Source organism: Xanthobacter variabilis, assembly GCF_043831965.2.
In the GTDB taxonomy this organism is placed as follows: domain Bacteria; phylum Pseudomonadota; class Alphaproteobacteria; order Rhizobiales; family Xanthobacteraceae; genus Xanthobacter.
Genome location: NZ_CM195533.1, coordinates 3,349,818 through 3,367,518, shown reverse-complemented (window position 1 = coordinate 3,367,518; position 17,701 = coordinate 3,349,818). Strand labels below are relative to the sequence as shown.

13 protein-coding genes are annotated in these 17,701 nt (G+C 67.4%); 3 read left to right on the top strand and 10 right to left on the bottom strand.

The window, feature by feature from the left end:
• The first annotated feature begins 31 nt into the window (after positions 1-31).
• On the top strand, positions 32-3,541 hold the full coding sequence (gene mfd / locus V5F26_RS14725; protein ID WP_394946292.1) for a transcription-repair coupling factor: 3,510 nt from the start codon (positions 32-34) through the stop codon (positions 3,539-3,541).
• Between the two features lie 381 nt (positions 3,542-3,922).
• Here mfd and V5F26_RS14720 read toward each other — a convergent pair whose 3' ends face one another.
• The 3 genes from V5F26_RS14720 to V5F26_RS14710 all read right to left on the bottom strand — a co-directional run bounded on the left by V5F26_RS14720 (position 3,923) and on the right by V5F26_RS14710 (position 7,219).
• Positions 3,923-4,276: a hypothetical protein gene (locus tag V5F26_RS14720; RefSeq protein WP_234050842.1), complete on the bottom strand. Its 354-nt coding sequence runs from the start codon at positions 4,274-4,276 to the stop codon at positions 3,923-3,925.
• Between the two features lie 96 nt (positions 4,277-4,372).
• On the bottom strand, positions 4,373-5,167 hold the full coding sequence (locus tag V5F26_RS14715; protein ID WP_394946291.1) for an SH3 domain-containing protein: 795 nt from the start codon (positions 5,165-5,167) through the stop codon (positions 4,373-4,375).
• A gap of 210 nt (positions 5,168-5,377) precedes the next feature.
• Entirely contained in the window at positions 5,378-7,219 is a 1,842-nt protein-coding gene (locus V5F26_RS14710) for an extracellular solute-binding protein (RefSeq protein ID WP_394946290.1), read from the bottom strand.
• 235 nt (positions 7,220-7,454) lie between these two features.
• On the opposite strand from V5F26_RS14710, the gene V5F26_RS14705 reads away from it, so the two are divergent.
• Positions 7,455-8,192, top strand: coding sequence for an invasion associated locus B family protein (locus tag V5F26_RS14705; RefSeq protein WP_394056760.1), 738 nt, complete (start codon positions 7,455-7,457; stop codon positions 8,190-8,192).
• 645 nt (positions 8,193-8,837) lie between these two features.
• Here the strand turns inward: V5F26_RS14705 and hspQ are convergent.
• The 4 genes from hspQ to gltX all read right to left on the bottom strand — a co-directional run bounded on the left by hspQ (position 8,838) and on the right by gltX (position 12,158).
• Positions 8,838-9,161, bottom strand: a complete 324-nt coding sequence (hspQ, locus tag V5F26_RS14700; RefSeq protein WP_234050820.1) for a heat shock protein HspQ — start codon at positions 9,159-9,161, stop codon at positions 8,838-8,840.
• Positions 9,162-9,300: 139 nt separating this feature from the next.
• Positions 9,301-10,341, bottom strand: coding sequence for an HpcH/HpaI aldolase/citrate lyase family protein (locus tag V5F26_RS14695; protein ID WP_234050479.1), 1,041 nt, complete (start codon positions 10,339-10,341; stop codon positions 9,301-9,303).
• A 141-nt stretch (positions 10,342-10,482) separates the two neighbouring features.
• Positions 10,483-10,692 (bottom strand): sulfurtransferase TusA family protein, encoded by a 210-nt coding sequence (locus tag V5F26_RS14690; protein WP_394946482.1) that lies wholly within the window; start codon positions 10,690-10,692, stop codon positions 10,483-10,485.
• A 50-nt stretch (positions 10,693-10,742) separates the two neighbouring features.
• Entirely contained in the window at positions 10,743-12,158 is a 1,416-nt protein-coding gene (gltX, locus tag V5F26_RS14685) for a glutamate--tRNA ligase (RefSeq protein WP_234050478.1), read from the bottom strand.
• Positions 12,159-12,358: 200 nt separating this feature from the next.
• Between gltX and V5F26_RS14680 the strand changes: the two genes are divergently transcribed.
• On the top strand, positions 12,359-14,584 hold the full coding sequence (locus V5F26_RS14680) for a ComEC/Rec2 family competence protein (RefSeq protein ID WP_394946289.1): 2,226 nt from the start codon (positions 12,359-12,361) through the stop codon (positions 14,582-14,584).
• A 15-nt stretch (positions 14,585-14,599) separates the two neighbouring features.
• On the opposite strand, the gene lexA is transcribed toward V5F26_RS14680, so the two are convergent.
• The 3 genes from lexA to V5F26_RS14665 form a co-directional block, all read right to left on the bottom strand.
• Positions 14,600-15,313 carry a transcriptional repressor LexA gene (lexA, locus tag V5F26_RS14675; protein WP_394946287.1) on the bottom strand — a complete coding sequence of 238 codons (714 nt, stop codon included), beginning with the start codon at positions 15,311-15,313 and terminating at the stop codon, positions 14,600-14,602.
• A gap of 174 nt (positions 15,314-15,487) precedes the next feature.
• Positions 15,488-16,477 (bottom strand): glycosyl transferase family 90, encoded by a 990-nt coding sequence (locus V5F26_RS14670; RefSeq protein ID WP_394946286.1) that lies wholly within the window; start codon positions 16,475-16,477, stop codon positions 15,488-15,490.
• A 4-nt stretch (positions 16,478-16,481) separates the two neighbouring features.
• Positions 16,482-17,696 (bottom strand): molybdopterin molybdotransferase MoeA, encoded by a 1,215-nt coding sequence (locus V5F26_RS14665; protein WP_394946285.1) that lies wholly within the window; start codon positions 17,694-17,696, stop codon positions 16,482-16,484.
• Positions 17,697-17,701: the final 5 nt, after the last annotated feature.

Sequence of the window (17,701 nt, the reverse complement as noted above, 5' to 3'; positions counted from 1 at the left end):
GCTCGCGTCCCCTTCCTCGGAGTCTTTGAAAGTGAAGCGTCCCCGCCCGCTCGCCGAAGCGCTGGTGCAAGGCCGGCCCCTGACCCTTTCCCGCGTTGCGGAGGGCATGGAGGGCCTGGTGGTGGGAGACCTCGCCCGGTCGGTCGCGGCCGAGAAGAACGCGCCGTGGCCCAGCCTCGTGGTGGTCTGTCGCGACGGCCAGCGCATGGCGGCGCTGGAGCGGGGGCTGGCCTTCTTCGCTCCGGAAGTCGAGGTCCACAGCTTCCCGTCCTGGGATTGCCTGCCCTATGACCGCGCCTCGCCCAATGCGAGCATTTCCGCCCGCCGCATGGCAACGCTGGCCCGCCTCGCGCGGGTGAAGGGCGGCAAGGCGAGCGTGCTGCTCACCACCGTGAACGCCACGGTGCAGCGCGTGCCCGCGAAGGCGCTGGTGGCGGCGCAGTCCCTCTCGGCCGCCCCAGGCAACGCCATCGCGCTCGATGGCGTGACCCAATGGGCCGAGCAGAACGGCTTCCTGCGCACCCCCACGGTGCGCGACACCGGCGAATATGCGGTGCGCGGCGGCCTTATCGATCTGTTCCCGCCGGGCCTCGACGCGCCCATCCGGCTCGACTTCTTCGGCGACACGCTGGAAAGCATCCGCGCCTTCGACCCGGAAACCCAGCGCACCACCGGGCAGCTGCGCTCGCTGGATCTGGTGCCCATGGCCGAGTTCCAGCTCACCACATCGACCATGAAGCGCTTCCGCATGGCCTATGTGGCCGAGTTCGGCGCCGCGCAGAAGGGCGATACGCTCTATGAGGCGGTGAGCGAGGGGCGGCGCCATGCGGGCATGGAGCATTGGCTGCCGCTCTTTCACGAGCGCATGGACACCCTGTTCGACTATGTTTCGGAAAGCCCGCTGGTGCTCGATCCGCTGATCGAGGAAGCGGCCGGCGAGCGCATCGCCCAGATCGGCGACTATTATGCCGCCCGCAAGGAAGCGCTGGAGCACCCGGCGGGCGGGCCCATCTACAATCCGCTGCCCACCAACCGGCTCTATCTGACCGGACCGGAATGGACCGCGCGCATCGGTGCCGCGCGGGTCGCTAGCCTGTCGCCGTTCGCCTTTCCGGAAGGCAAGGCGGGCGAGGTGATCGACGTGGGTGGCGTGAAGGGCCGCTCCTTCGCCGCCGAACGGGCGGACCCGGACGGCAATGTCTTCGATGCCGCCGTGGCCTATGTGCGCGAGCTGCAGAAGGACAAGAAGGTCATCCTGGCCGGCTGGTCGGAAGGCTCGCGCGAGCGCCTGGGCACGGTTCTGGCGGACCATGGCCTGACCGGCGCCGCCGCCATCTCCCGCTTCGAGAGCATCTCGGCTTTCCCCAAGACTCAGGCGGCGCTGGCAGTCTACGGCGTGGAAGCCGGCTTCGAGACCCCGGATTTCGCCCTCATCGGCGAGCAGGACATTCTCGGCGATCGGCTGGTGCGCCCCAAGCGCAAGGCGCGCAAGCCGCAGGACGTGATTTCCGAGCTGACGGCGCTCACTGCTGGCGATCTCGTGGTGCATGTCGACCACGGCATCGGCCGCTTCATCGGCCTGAAGACCATCGAGGCCATGGGCGAGCCCCATGACTGCCTGGAAATCCACTATGCCGGCGGCGACAAGCTGTTCCTGCCGGTGGAAAACCTGGAGCTGCTGAGCCGCTACGGCTCGGAGGAGACCGAGGCCCAGCTCGACAAGCTGGGTGGCGGCGCCTGGCAGGCGCGCAAGGCGCGGATGAAGAAGCGCATCCGCGAGATGGCGTCCGCGCTCATCAAGATCGCGGCCCAGCGCCAGCTCGGCGAGGCGCCCAAGCTCACCGTCGCCACCGGCCTTTACGACGAGTTCCGCGCCCGCTTCCCCTACGAGGAGACGGACGACCAGGAAGCCGCCATCGAGGCCGTGGTCGACGACCTCGGCTCCGGCCATCCCATGGACCGGCTGGTGTGCGGCGATGTGGGCTTCGGCAAGACCGAGGTGGCGCTACGGGCGGCCTTCGTGGCGGCGCTCTCCGGCAAGCAGGTGGCTGTGGTGGTGCCCACGACCCTGCTGGCGCGCCAGCATTTCAAGACCTTCTCCGAGCGCTTCAAGGGCCTGCCGGTGAACATCGCCCAGGCCTCGCGCATGGTGACAGGCAAGGCGCTCACCGCCGTGAAGAAGGGGCTCGCGGAGGGTACCATCGACATCGTGGTGGGTACCCATGCGCTGCTGGGCAAGGCCATCCAGTTCAAGGACCTGGGCCTTGTCATCGTGGACGAGGAGCAGCATTTCGGCGTGGCCCACAAGGAGCGGCTGAAGCAGCTGCGCGCCGAGGTGCATGTGCTCACCCTCACCGCCACGCCCATTCCGCGCACGCTGCAGCTGGCCATGACCGGGGTGCGCGAGCTCTCCATCATCGCCACCCCGCCGGTGGACCGCCTGGCGGTGCGCACTTTCGTGACGCCCTTCGATCCCCTGATCGTGCGCGAGGCGCTGCTGCGCGAGCGCTATCGCGGCGGCCAGAGCTTCTATGTGGTGCCGCGCATTGAAAATCTGGCGGAGGTGCAGGAGTTCCTTTCCGCCTCTGTGCCGGAAGTGAAGGTGGCGGTGGCCCATGGGCAAATGTCCGCCGGTGCGCTCGAGGACATCATGACGGCCTTTTACGATGGCCAGTATGACGTTCTTCTGTCCACCACCATCGTGGAATCCGGCCTCGACGTGCCTAATGCCAACACGCTGATCGTGCACCGGGCCGACATGTTCGGCCTTGCCCAGCTTTACCAGCTGCGCGGGCGGGTCGGCCGGGCCAAGGCACGGGCTTATGCCATCTTCACCGTGCCGGCGGCCCAGGCCATCACTCATCAGGCGGAGCGGCGGCTCAAGGTGCTGCAATCTCTGGAGACTTTGGGTGCGGGCTTCCAGCTGGCGAGCCACGATCTGGACATCCGCGGCGCCGGCAATCTTTTGGGCGACGAGCAGTCCGGCCACATCAAGGAAGTGGGTTACGAGCTCTACCAGGAGATGCTTCACGAGGCGATCGCGCACATCAAGGCGGGCATCACCGATTATGTGGACGACAAGTGGTCGCCCAACATCACCATCGGCACGCCGGTCCTCATCCCCGAGGATTATGTGGCGGACCTGCATGTGCGGCTGGCCTTGTATCGCCGGCTCGCCGACCTTCAGGAAGATCAGGAGATCGACGGCTTCGGCGCCGAGCTTACCGATCGCTTCGGCCCGGCGCCGGAGGAGGTGGGTCACCTGCTCCAGCTCGCGAAGATCAAGGCGCTGGCGCGCGCGGCCAATGTGGAGAAAGTGGATGCCGGCCCCAAGGGCGTGGTGCTGGGCTTCCGTGGCAACGAGTTCGCCGATCCGTCAGGGCTGGTAAAGCTCATCGCCCAGGAAGGCTCGCAGGCCAAGGTGCGGCCGGACTTCAAGGTGGTGTTCCTGCGCGATTGGGCGAATCCGGAAGCGCGGCTGAAGGGCACGCTGACAGTGCTCAAGAAGCTGGCGGCCCTGGCCCAGAAGAAGGGGCTCTAAGGCCCTTTTGTGCGAAGCGGTTTCCGGTTTGCGTTGAGAAAACGCTCCGGCTCAATAGGCCCAAGTCTTTTCCCGTTTCAGAAAATGGGAAAAGACTTGGGTTGCGCGCTCATGCTTTAGGTTGCGCGCTCGGTCGGGGGGCAGGCGGAGCGCTCGGTGCCCCATTGGACTTGGCAAACACCTGAGCCGTGGCGAAGGGCCCGCGCCCCATGCGGCCCGCAACGCGCGGGGGGCGATGCACTCGGCGCCGCCTTGGGCAATGGCGGCGAGACACCTTTCCGGACACTGTGCAGCTATGAAAACACCGGCTGCTCCCTTCCGGAACAGCCGGTGCATGTCACTTCAGGGACGAGGCCTTGATCGGGCCCGAGCCTGTGGGGCTCACTTCTTGCCGTCGACGCCCAGAATGCCGCCGACGGTGCCGCCGACAGCGCCCACCGTGCCGCCCACGACGGCGCCCACAGGGCCCGCGGCCTTCTCGCCGGCCTGCGCGCCCTTCTCGGCGCCCTGGCCGGCGCCCTTGACGCCGCCCACGACGCCACCGCCGACCGCGCCGCCCACGGCACCCACGGTGCCACCCACGGCGCCGCCGACCGGACCCGCCGCCTTGTCGCCGGCCGCCGCGCCCTTATCGGCGCCCTGCTCGGCCCCCTTCACGACGCCCTGCGCCGAGGCAGCGCCGGAAGCCAGTGCCAGAGCCAGAAGTGCTGCTCCCGCAACAATGCTCTTCTTCATGGCAGATCCTTTCCTGTTCGTCGTTTCGAATGCCACATGACCTTTGGGCATCTTGGTATCGAAGACGTGCCCGCGCTCGTGGCGATCCGGTGCGGATCATTGATCCACCGCACGCCGATATACATAGCCCCGCTTGCCGTCGGCCGCTACCTCGCACCAGGACTTGCATCCGTAGATTGTGACCTTGGTGCCGGCGGCCAGGGTCGCGAGCACAGTGGCGCCCCGCTGCGGGGCGTTGCGCAGATTGATGGGCGTGTTGATGCGCCCCTCGCGGCCATTGTCGCTGGAGGAGGGCGCGGAACCGGCCGCACGCGACGCAGCCGCTGCGGCACCGCCAGCTTCGTTAGGCTCTTCGTCCGCTTCCAGAGGCTCCAGAAAGGCGGGGCGTTCGAAATCCGCGGCAGTGGGTTGGCCGGGCTTGGGTTCGGGCGCAGTCTCCGCAGCCGCTGCCGATGGCGCGGTGTTCGCGGGTGGCTCGGCCGCTGGCTCTTTGCCGAGGAGCGACGCGGAGCGGCGGACCTCCAGGCTGCTTTCTGTCGGCGCCGGAGCAGTCGTCGGCACCAGCCCACCGGCAGCCACGCTGGATGGCGGATCCATCAGCTTTTCCCGCCCGAGCGCGGCCTCGTGGTCACGCCAGATTCCGAGACTTTGCAGCGCAAAAAAGCCGCCGAGCACGAACACCGCCACTGCCGCCGAAATGGCAGCGGAGCGCAGAGCCACCCCTGCGTCGATGCGCGCGACGGTTTTGCGCCTGGTGCGCCGCGGCCCGCGGCCTATGCGTGGGCGCACCCCCTGGTCGGGCGTGGCGCGACGCGGTGGCGACGTGGCTTGTGACGACGCTGCGGTTCGCTCGAAGACTGTATCTTCGTGCGAACGCCGGGGGTCGGCCATCACTCCCTCCTCGACGGGCCGATCCCGATAGGGATGGCCGGTCGCCGCCTGATGCGCGGCGACGTCCTTCGATTCCCGATGATGCCCCAAGGAAAGGCCCTAGCAATGTCGGCCGCAGCCGTCTCGCGAAAACGTGTGTGAAACTGGCCCGTGATTACGGCTGATCTATGCCCCGAAGGTGGTGTGATGGTACGCGCGCAGGGTGTGCTGTCAATGATTCTGCGCGCGCCACCACGTCTCGGGCAGGGTGCCATAAAGGGAGGCCCGCTCCGGTCGGGCGATGCGCGTCCAGCGCGCCAGCCATTGGCCCGGGGTATGGAACAGCGGCACGCCATAGGCGCCGGAGATCAGGGCTCGATCGAGGGCGCGCGCGGCCGAGATGTAGTCCCCTTCGTCGTTGGCCGCGAGGAGGGCGGCGATGGCGGCGTCCACAGCGGGATTCTTCGCGCCCATATAATTGCGCGTGCCGGGCGTGTCGGCGGCGGCGGAGCCGAAATAGAAGGCCTGCTCGTTGCCGGGGGACAGGGATTGGCCCCAGATGAAGGGAACCATGTCGAAGTCATAGGCATTGCGACGGGCATCGAACTGCACCGCATCCACGAACCGCACCCGCGCCGCGATGCCGGCCCGCTTGAGCTGGGCGGCATAGGCGAGCGCAAGCCGCTCCTGGTCCCGCGTCGCCACCATGATCTCGAAGGCGAACGGCGTGCCCTCCCCATTCACCAGGGCGCCCTGCTTGAGGTGCCATCCCGCTTCGCCCAGCAGGGCGAGCGCGGCGCGCAGGCGCTCGCGATCACGGCCCGTGCCGTCGGAGACCGGTGGGCGATAGGTGCCGGCGAGCACGTTCGGCACCACGGCATCCGGATAGGGGGCGAGAATCTCACGCTCTCGCGCATCGGCACCGTGGCCGAGGGCGGACAGTTCGGAGCCTTGGAAGAAGCTCGCCGTGCGCTGGTAAAGGCCGTGATAGAAATTGCGGTCGAGCCATTCAAAATCAAACAGCTCGATGAGAGCGCGGCGCACGCGGATTTCGGCGAACAGGGGCCGCCGGGTGTTGAACACCAGCGCTGAATAGGGCTTGGGCGTGCCGGTGGGGATGACCTCCTTCACCACCTCTCCGGCGCGGACCGCGGGGAAGTCGTATCCGGTCTCCCAGCGGGTGGGGTCGCTCTCGAAACGGGCGTCGATCAGGCCTTTCTTGAAGGCCTCGAACTCGGAATTGGCATCGCGGAAATAAACGAAGCGGAGCTCATCGAAATTGTAGAGGCCACGATTGAACGGCAGGTCACGCCCCCAGTAGCGCGGATCGCGCACCAGCGTCACCGCGGCTCCCGCTTCCACGGGCCCGATGGTGTAGGGACCGGAGCCGATCAGTGGCGCGAGGCTGGTTTCCTCAAAGCGGGTGGGGTCGACACTGCCGCGCGCGAGCACCGGCATGAGGCCCATGATCAGGGCCAGTTCACGGTCCGGCTCGGTGAAGGTGAAGCGCACGGTGTGGATGTTGCGCGCTTCGGCCTTGGCCACCTTTCCATAATACAGCCGATGGTTCGGCCGCCCCATGTCGCGCAGGAGCGCGAACGAGAACAGCACGTCGTCCGCCGTGACCGGCGCGCCATTGGAAAAGCGCGCGCGTGGGTCGAGGGTGAACTCCACGAAGCTGCGTTCGGCATCAGTGGTGACCGACTGCGCCAGCAGGGGGTAAAGGGTGAAGGGCTCGTCGAACGAGCGCGCCATCAGCGGCTCGACCACGTAATTGCGGACGAAACCGGGGGCGGATCCCTTCACGATGAAGGGATTGAGGCTGTCGAACGTGCCCAGCTGGGAGAGCGTGAGCCGCCCGCCCTTGGGGGCCTCGGGATTCGCATAGGGCAGGGAGGCGAAGCCTGCCGCGAGATCGGGCAGGCCGCGCATGGCAATGGCTGGCGCGGCGAGGGCGGCTGCCGCGGGCTGATTCTCTTCGGCTCGGGCGCCGTCCCGGAAGGGCGAGCAGAGGGCGAGGAGCAGCAGGGCGAACAGCCCGATACCCTTGATCCGCGTGGATTTGCGCCCCATGGTTCCTTCTCTTGCGGCGTTCCGCGTCGATGCGGCTTGTTCTTTTCGATATTGGTCGTGTATTGGCCTCATTCGTCGGCAAGGTAGCACGCAAAGTCGACCCAGGCAGGCACAGTTCGCGGCCCGCCACCATCTTGCCTCAATTGGTCCGGAGACAGCCCGGGTCATGATGCAGGTGCGGGCCAGCCGTCGTGCGCGAAGGTGAACGACCGGCAGGACCACAGGAAAGGCCCCAATGACCAAGACCCATTCCATCGCGCGGCTCTCGGCGGGTGTCGCCGCAACGCTGTTCACTGTGGCGCTTGCGGGCCCGGCCTTCTCTCAGGCGCAGCCCGCGAAGCCCGCCGCGCAGGCCCAGCAGGGCAAGCCCGCCCAGGGCGGCACTCAGGGCGGCGCCGAACCGGAGGTGAAGTTCTCGGCTTCGCCGTGGCAGAAGATCTGCCAGGAGAATCCGGAGAACAAGAAGCAGGTCTGCGTGCTCACCCAGATCCTGGGCGTTGAGAGCCAGGCCATCGCCAAGATCGACATCGTCGAGATGAAGGACGAGGCGAAGAAGCGGCTCAACGTGTCCGTGCCGCTGGGCATGCGCCTGCAGCCCGGCATGCGCATCACCCTCGACAAGGAGCCGGTGTCGATTCCCTTCGTCATCTGCAATCCCATCCAGGGCGGCGGCGCCACCTGCATCGGCGACGTTGAGGTGGACGCGAGCTTCATCGCCAAGCTGAAGAAGGCCAATGCGGTCTATCTTCAGATGGTGAACGGCGTGGGTCGCACCCTCAGCCTGCCCATTTCCAACGCCGATTTCGGCAAGACCTATGACAGCCCCGGCGTGGACGCCAAGGTGGCCATGGAGCAGGAGCGCAAGCGCCTCGAAGAGGCCCGCGCCAAGGCCCAGGCCCAGGAAGAGCAGAACAAGGCCGCTCTTCTGAAGAAGGGGCAGGAGCTCGAGAAGGCTGGCACGAGCGGCAAGTGATCTGGCTGCAAATGATCTGAGGGTGATCCCGGGTTGATCCCAGAACCGATGCGGCGCACGGCCGCGCGGTGCGGGCTTCCCGGTGGCGCCTGATGTGGGGAATGACGGACGGCACGCTCGCAAGGGCGTGCCGTTTTGTTTTGGTGCGGAGGGCCTCCGGTGCCAACGCTGCCGGGTGATGGTGTCAACCGACCCGCCCCTGGCGGCATCAGGATGAAATGGCACTCGGGTGCGGGCCTGGGCAGGTGTGGTGAAGCGACAACGGGGCCTGCCCGGCGGTCAGCTCACGGCGCCGGTGGGCATCCACGGGGCGCATTGCCTTGCTGCGCCCTTGCGGAGCTCGACGGGAGGACATCGACGCAGGTCGTATATGGCGCCGCGATCTGTGCATGAGGGGAGAATAGGGGCGGGACGCGCGCGCAGCCGGCTTCTCGGCATTGATCCTCGGCCGAAGTCAAAACGCGGAAATCGGCTGCATTTCCCCATCTCAGCGACACGGGACAGCGCTTTATTGCATTGCACGCACGCGCGGTCTTCGTCCAAGGCGCATCCATTCGCGCAGGAACCGCGCCGCCGCGCCCCAGAGCCGAGCCCACTTGGGCGGCCGCATGGCCCCGGGGCGGGACCTCGGGGCCTTGCCGCTGCTCAGTTCACAAGGCGCGGAAGCACCCGCCAGCCGCCATCGCCGTCTTCCAGCAGCATCTCGTTCACCCGGGGATGGCGCAGGGGCTCATCAGAGGTGTCCGGCTCCAGATTCTGCTCGGAGACATAGGCCACATACTCGCTGTCCGCGTTTTCCGCGAACAGGTGGTAGAAGGGCTGGTTCTTATCGGGCCGGATGTCTTCCGGAATCGACAGCCACCACTCCTCGGTATTGTCGAACACGGGGTCCACGTCGAACACCACGCCCCGGAAGGGGAAGTGCTTGTGGCGCACCACCTCGCCGATCCGGAACTTCGCCATCCGCATCTGCGGGGCCTCGACGTCCGCCGTGACCTCCACGGGTGGGGGCATGGCCCCCACCATCTCCACAGTGCCAACGGCGGAGAGAGCGCGCGTCTTTTCCTGTGTGCCCATCGTCCGCCTCCTCATACTTTGCCGGATTATGTCACAGGCCGTAGACCTTGCCCATTTCCGGATCCTTGGCTGCGACGATCTTCGCAAGGTCCACGATGACCTTGGCCTGCTTCCAGGTGGCGTCGTCCTGCATCTTGCCGTCAATCATCACGGCGCCCGAGCCGTCGGGCATGGCTTCCACGATCTTGAGGGCGAAGGCCACCTCGCCCGGATCGGGAGAGAATACGCGCTTGGCGATGTCGATCTGGGTGGGGTGCAGCGACCAGGCGCCCACGCAGCCCTGCAGGAAGGCATTGCGGAACTGGCTCTCGCAGGCCGCGAGATCGGCGAAGTCGCCGAACGGGCCATAGAAGGGCTTGATGCCGTTGGCAGCGCAGGCGTCCACCATCTTGGCGATGGTGTAGTGCCAGAGGTCCTGCTGGAAGCCGATGCGCGGCTTGTCGCCGTCCGGGTCCGCCAGCACCTTGTAATCGGGGTGGCCGCCGCCCACGCGGGTGGTCTTCATGGCGCGCGAGGCCGCCAGATCCGCCGGGCCCAGGCTCATGCCATGCATGCGCGGGGAGGCGGCGGCGATCTCCTCCACATTCTTCACGCCTTCGGCAGTCTCCAGAATGGCGTGGATGAGAATGGGCTTCTGCACGCCATGGCGGGCTTCCAGCTGCGCCAGGAGCTGGTCGAGATAATGGATGTCCCAGGCGCCTTCCACCTTGGGCAGCATGATCACGTCGAGCTTATTGCCGATGGCGGCGACGATCTCGGTGATATCGTCCAGCACCCAGGGGCTGTTGAGGCAGTTGATGCGGGTCCACAGGCCCGTGCTGCCGAAATCGGTGGCCTGGGCCATCTCGATGAAGCCCTTGCGGGCGGCTTCCTTGGCGTCGCTGGGAATGGCGTCCTCAAGGTTGCCCAGCACCACGTCGACCTGCTTGGCGATGTCCGGCACCTTGGCGCGCATCTTCTCCAGATGCGGCGGCACGAAGTGAATCATGCGCTCCAGACGCACCGGCAGTTCGCGATAGGGCGCGGGCGCGCCGATGGCGAGCGGCTTGAAGAACTGACGCGGAAGCTTCATCGATCCCCCCTGGCGCGGGCCGGCGGGAACAGGTCCCCCGGGCCCGGGCTCATCCGAGACTGCACTGCATCATAGCTCACACCGGTGCGCAACGCCGCGCGGGACGCTGCCGGTGATGTTGCCCACAAAAGGCCGGGGGCTTCAGGTCAGGCGCACCTTTCGCAAGGTGAATGTGAGGCGACCATCTTCCACCGTCCGGCTCTCCAGCATCGCCCCCGTCTCATGGGCCGCATGCGGAATGTCGATCACGGCCAGGGGGTCGGTGCAGGTCACCACCAGCCGCACCCCAACGGGCAGGGCCGCCAGCGCCTTGCGGGTGCGCAGGGCTGGCAGCGGACACTTCAAACCCATGAGGTCCAGCTCCACGGGCGTCTGCTCGGGCGCTGGATCCCCTGTTTCGCTCACTTGGCCTGGTCCTTCAGCCGCGCAAGGCTCTCCTCGCGGCCGAGGACCATCAGCACGTCGAAGATGGGCGGGGAGGTGGACTTGCCGGTGAGCGCGGCGCGCAGAGGCTGCGCCACCGCGCCCAGCTTCACGCTGGCCTGCTCCGCATAGGCGCGCACGGCGGCCTCGGTGGCGGCGGCGGTCCATTCGGCGGCTTCCAGCAGCGGCACGAGCTTGCCCAGGTGCTCACGGCCGGCATCGGAAAGCAGGGTCTTGGCCTTCTCGTCCAGCGGCAGGGGCCGGGTTTCGAAGATGAACTCGGCATTGTCCAGCAGCTCGACCACCGTCTTGGCGCGCTCCTTCAGGCCCGGCATGGCGGCGGTGAGCTGGGCGCGCCGCTCCGGCGTCATGCGGGCAAGGCGATGCGCGGCGTCGGGCAGGTGGGGCACCAGCGCGTCCACGGCGGCCATCAGCTCGGCGTCGGAGGCGGCGCGCATATACTGGCCGTTCAGGTTCTCCAACTTCTGGAAGTCGAAGCGGGCGGCGGAGCGGCCCACTTTGTCCAGGTCGAAATAGCTGACCATTTCCTCGGTGGAAAACACTTCCTGGTCGCCATGGCTCCAGCCCAGGCGCACCAGATAATTGCGCAGGGCGGCGGGCAGATAGCCCATGTCGCGATAGGCATCCACGCCCAGCGCCCCGTGGCGCTTGGAGAGCTTGGCCCCGTCCGGGCCATGGATGAGGGGAATGTGCGCCATGCGCGGCACGTCCCAGCCCAGGGCGCGATAAATCTGCGTCTGGCGCGCGGCATTGGTCAGGTGGTCGTCGCCACGGATGATGTGGGTGACGCCCATGTCATGGTCGTCCACCACCACGGCGAGCATGTAAGTGGGCGTGCCGTCGGAGCGCAGCAGGATGAGGTCGTCGAGGTCCTTGTTGGGGAAGGTCACGGTGCCCTGCACCATGTCCTCGATCACCGTCTCACCCTCGCGCGGGGCCTTCAGGCGGATGACCGGCGCGCGGCCCGCGGGTGCCTCGGAGGGGTCGCGATCGCGCCAGCGGCCGTCATAGCGCGGCGGGCGTCCCTCCTTGCGGGCGAGCTCGCGCATCTCTTCGAGCTCTTCGGCGCTCGCATAGCAGCGATACGCATTGCCCTTGGCCAGCATCTCCTCCACCGCGGCGCGATGCCGCTCGGCGCGGGCGAACTGGTAGATGGGCTCGCCATCCCAGTCGATGCCGATCCAGGACAGGCCTTCCAGGATGGCGTCGATGGCCTCCTTGGTGGACCTTTGGCGGTCGGTGTCCTCGATGCGCAGAAGCATCTTGCCGCCCTTCGCCTTGGCGTAGAGCCAGTTGAACAGCGCCGTTCGGGCGCCGCCAATATGCAGGAAGCCGGTGGGCGAGGGGGCGAAGCGGGTGACGATCTCGGACATGGGGAACTCGACGGCCGGGCGCCCCGCGAAGCGAAGGCGACGGAAACGGGCAGGGCGCGCCGCCGGCACCCGATGAGTCCGCCGTGGCGCGCGCGAGGCGCCCGTGTAGCATAGGCGCATCGCACAAGAAACATGGTCGCGACACGGGGCGGGGTGACATGGGGGGCGGGCAGGGTGAGAGCGGGCACGGTTGCGGGCGCATGGCGCCGGCGCGATCGGCTGCGCGCGCCGTTGCCATCGCCGCCGGCGCGCGGTCGGGTACTGTTCGCTTCGATCTGCTGTGGGCCGGGCTGCTCCGGCGCCTGGGGGCGGATCTGGCCGCGGAAGCGGAATCCGGCCGTCTCGCCTTGTGGTTGCCGGTGGCGTTCGCCGCCGGGGTGCTGGTTTATTTTGCGGCTCCCAACGAGCCTTCCCTGATCGCCGCCCTGCTTCTGACCGCGGCCTTGGCGGGGGCGCTTTTCGCGGGACGGCACAATGCCGTGATGGTGCGTGTGTTCGCGGGCCTGCTGGCCCTCTCGGCTGGCTTCTCCGCCGGCTGCGTGCGCACAGCCCTGGTTTGGCATGAGGTGGTGGCGAAGGCGCCCGCTTTCCCGGTGCGCCTTTCAGGCTATGTGGAAAGCCTCGAGCGGCGTGTGGGGAGTGATCGTATTCTGCTGCGGCTGGACGGCGGGGCAATTTCCGGCGTCGAGGGATCTCCCCGGCTGGTGCGGCTTTCGCTCCGGCCGGGCATGGCGCCGCCGGTGGGAGCCCACATCACCCAGCTCGCGCGCCTGCTTCCACCGCTTGGACCCGCAATGCCCGGATCACACGATTTCGGGCGCGCGCTCTGGTTCAAGGGCATCGATGCCGTCGGTTTTGGACTTGGTCGCCCAAAGGTTGTTCTCGCGGCGACGGAGCCTCCCCTTTCGGTGCGGATCGCTGTGCTGGTCGATGGCGTGCGTGCAGCACTCGGGGCGCGCATCCGCGCCGTGCTCCACGGTGTGCCGGGGGAGATCGCGGTTGCGCTCGTGGCTGGCGATCGTTCCGCGATTCCGAAGGAGGTGGAGGAGGGCATGCGCGTATCGGGCCTGACGCACATCCTCTCTATATCCGGGCTGCATATGGCGCTGGTCGCGGGCACCCTGTTCGCCCTGGCGCGGGGCGGCCTGGCCCTGGTGCCGGCGCTGGCGCTGGGCTGGCCCATCAAGGCCATGGCGGCGCTGCTCGCGCTTGCCGGCAGCGCCTTCTACCTCATCCTTTCCGGCAATGATGTTCCCGCCCAGCGTTCCTTCGTGATGACGGCACTTGTGCTCGCGGGGGTGATCATGGGGCGGAGGGCGCTGACCCTCCGGACCATTGCCGTTGCCGCCGTCGTCGTGATCGGCCTGACGCCCGAGGCGGCGCTCGATCCTGGGCCGCAAATGTCGTTTGCGGCTACATTGGCCCTGGTAGCCGCATATGAGAGGCTGCAACCTCTGCGGGCGCTGCCCCGCCCGGAAGGACTGTTGGCGCGAATCGGCATGATGCCGGTGGTCTTCCTTGCGGGGATCGTGGTCACCGCCTTGGTGGCCGGCTCCGCCAGCGGCCCGTTCGCCGCCTATCACTTCCAGAGATTCGCCCCCTACGGGTTGCTGGCCAATCTCGCCGCCATGCCCGCCGTCTCGCTGCTGGTCATGCCGTTCGGCCTTATCGGCGTGCTGCTGATGCCCTTTGGCTGGGACGGGCTGGCCTGGCCCGTCATGGGCACCGGCATCGAGATCATGCTGGCGGTGTCGGATTACGTCGCCGGGTTGCCGGGCGCGGATGCTCGAATCGACACGGTGAACACCGCAGCTCTGCTGTGGTTCAGCCTCGCCCTCCTGTCCACCTGCCTGCTGCGCGGGCTACCGAGCCTCATCGCCGTCCCGGCCTTCGCCTTCGCCCTCGCCGCCTCAGGCCCCCTAAAGCCGCCGGATGTACTGATCGCCCCCAATGCGACGACCGTGGCGGTGCGTGGAGGCGACGGCCGACTTTCCGTGGTGGGGGCCAAGGGCCAGCGCATCCTGGTGGAGCAATGGTTGGCCCGCGAGGGCGACCGCCGCACGGCGCGCTCGCCTGAACTCGACAATGGCTTTGCCTGCGACCCGATGGGTTGTGCCGCCCCTCTGCCAGGCGGCGGCACGATCGCGATTTCGCGCCGCGCGGAGGGGCTCGCTGCCGATTGCCTCAACGCCCGCATCGTCGTGACCCGAGACACACCGCCTGCGGGATGTCCCGCCCGTGTCGTGACGCCGACGGATCTCGACCGCACCGGTACGCTGGCCTTCTTCCGAGACGAAGCGGGCCTGCGTGAACAGCCCACGCGCGACCCTTCCATTCGCCGGCCTTGGCTGCCCCCGCTTCCGCCCGCCCCGTCCGGCAAGACCGAAGCCGCCAACGAGGCCGAGGATGACGCCGCGACGGAGTGAGACCGCGCCCCGCCCTCAGTAGCGCCGCATCAAGCCGACAAGCCGACCCTGGATGCGCACCCGGTCCGGGCCGAAGATGCGGGTTTCATAGGCTGGATTGGCTGCCTCCAGCGCGATGGAGGCGCCCTTTTTCCGGAGCCGCTTGAGCGTTGCTTCCTCTTCGTCCACCAGCGCCACGATGATGTCGCCGGTTTCGGCGCTGTCGCATTTGCGGATCAGCACGGTGTCACCGTCGAGAATGCCCGCTTCGATCATGCTGTCGCCGCGCACTTCGAGCGCGAAATGCTCGCCCTGGCCCAGCATTTCGGGCGGAACGTTCAATGTGGCGCTGCGGCTCTGAATGGCCGATATGGGCGTGCCGGCCGCGATGCGGCCCATGACGGGCACCGCGACGGTCTGTCCGCTTTCCCCCTCATCCTCGGCAACAGGGCGGACCTTGCCGAGGCTGCCCTCGATGACCGAGGGAGAGAAGCCGCGTCCCGCGCCCCGTTGCGTCGTGAGGCCGGGCGCCACGCTGTCCGGCAGGCGAACCACCTCCAGGGCGCGGGCGCGATTGGGCAGGCGCCGGATGAAACCGCGTTCTTCCAGCGCGGTGATGAGGCGATGGATGCCCGACTTGGAGCGCAGGTCCAGCGCCTCCTTCATTTCATCGAAGGACGGCGGCACGCCGGTTTCCTTAAGCCGCTCATGGATGAAGCGAAGCAGGTCGTATTGCTTGCGCGTCAGCATCTCACCCCCCGTTCCCGGTGCCGCCGACCACCAGCGGTGCGGCCCTGCCGGACAGTTCGGCAGGGGCGGCAAGCGCGCGATGGTGTCGCAAATATGCGAAACAAATCATGAACAGCTTCTATCTGTTCCTTTTGTGTTCCGCAAGGGTGAAGATCTCTTTGGCGCGATCTTTCTTCACGTGAAGAGCGAAGCCGACTGCGGCCAGGGCTCGGCTTGCCCAGTGCGCTCGAAATATTTCTGCAGAACGAGAAGTGCGATGAGCCGCTCACGCCTCGGATTGAAGAATTGCCGAACATAGGCCTGTGCATTGGCAATGATCGTGCGCGCTTCATCCGGATGTCGATTGAAATAATCTATTTTCTCATCCAGGTCGTCATAATCGGCTTGGAGCTCGACATAATGGATGCCGGGCTTCAGCGTGCCTTCCATGAACCAGGTTTCATATCGCGGCGGAGGCATGAAACAGAGGGAGTTCGACGCCATGATCCATTTCAGGTTCGTGGCCACATCATTCCCCTCGATGGAGAGGATGTACTTGTAGCCGAGCTGTTGGAATGGCGAGAGATAGGGCTTCGGTGGCGGGCCGCCGGGAGATGCGGAGACGGAGCCGATGTCGCAGCGGGGATTGGTGGCGTGGCGGGCGATGAGACGTTGGCGCCACGGGAGATTGCCGCCGCCGCGCCAGACCGCCATGGGACGCTTCTCGTCGAAGGAGAGGCGGTCGCGGTACAGCTGGTAGTGGCGGAATCGGTCGAGCTTCAACAGGACCGAATTCTGGTTGTCGCCGGCAATGGGGCGGCTCTTCAGAATGGTGGGCTGGTCGGGAACGGCGATGACGTCACCGAACTGATAGCGGGGGCGGAGCGGCGCCGAAAAGGCGTGCAGGGCCTCCATCAGGTCGTAATAATAGCGGCTGCCCGACCGCACGTGGGGGCGCGGCATGAGGGTGATGGGGTGCGGCACGCCGGCCGCAAGTTTGTTGTAGTAGTTGACGCGGAACACAAGGTCCGCATCCGCGCCATGGGCCTGCGCCATGCGGCGCGCGGCGGCGAGCTGCGGGGCGTGCAGGGCGTGGGGAGCAAGGTCGCGGAGCAGGCCTTGCACGTAATAGGTCACGCGCCGCGCGGCCTTTTCGATCTCGAAGCTCAGATTGCCCGTGGCCATGGCATCAATCGTGGAATGGGATGATTTCGCAGGGGTCGCCGGCCTTGGCAGCGGGGGCGAACGGCGGGCGCACCAGCAGGCAATCGGCCGCCGCGAGCACGCTCAGCATGGCGCTGTCCTGGGACGCGGCGGGCGTGACCCGCACCGAGCCGTCGACGTCATGCTCCATATGGGCGCGCATGAAATCTCGCCGCTGATCATTGGAGGGCACGGCGACGGCGAGCCGGGCAGGGGCGGTGCGCACAACAGCGGCGGCATCGCCCTGCATGGCCCGCACCAGCGGCTCGAGGAACAACAGCGCGCACACATGAGAGGAGACGGGGTTGCCGGGCAGGCCCAGGCACCGCACGGCGCCGCGGGTGCCGAACATCAGCGGCTTGCCCGGGCGCAGCGCGATCTTGTGCACATAGAGGTCCACGCCCTCGGCGCGCAGGGCGGGTGCCATCAGGTCATGATCGCCAACCGAGGCACCGCCAGACGACACCACAAGATCAAAATCCCCATTGAGGGCACGGGCGACCACGGCGCGGATGTCGGCGAGTTCGTCGCCCACCAGCCCAAGGTCTGTCACCACGGCTCCGGCGCGGCTGGCGAGGGCTGCGAGGCCAAACGCGTTGGACACCACGATTTCACCCTCCGCCCCCGTACCGCGGCCGGGCAGCACCAGCTCGTCGCCGGTCTGGATGATGGCGACGCGGGGCCGGCGGGCCACCGGGATGGTGGCATGGTCCATGGCCGCGGCCAGCATGATGTCGCGGCTGGTGAGGCGGCGACCGGCGCGCAGCCCAGGCGCGCCTTGCAGGAAATCGCAGCCAAGCTTGCGGACATTGCGCAGGGCGGCGGTTGCCGCCGTGGTGGTGACAAGATCGCCGTCGCGGCTGGTGTTCTCCTGAATCACCACTGTATCGGCGCCCTCCGGCATCACGGCGCCGGTGAAGATGCGCACCGCCTGCCCGGGGCCCATGCCGCCGACAAACGGGCGGCCGGCGGCGGATTCGCCGATGACGGTGAGGGTCGCGGGCGTGATGGAGATGTCGGCGGCGCGCACGGCGTAGCCATCCATGGCCGACATGTCGGCCGGCGGCTGGGAGCGGCGCGCGATGAGGTCCGCGGCCAGCACCCGGCCCGCAGCCTGTTCCACCGGGACCTCTTCGATGCCCAGGGGCGTGACCGAGTGGGTCACGCGGCTGAGGGCCTCCTCGACGCTCATCAGCGCCATGGTCG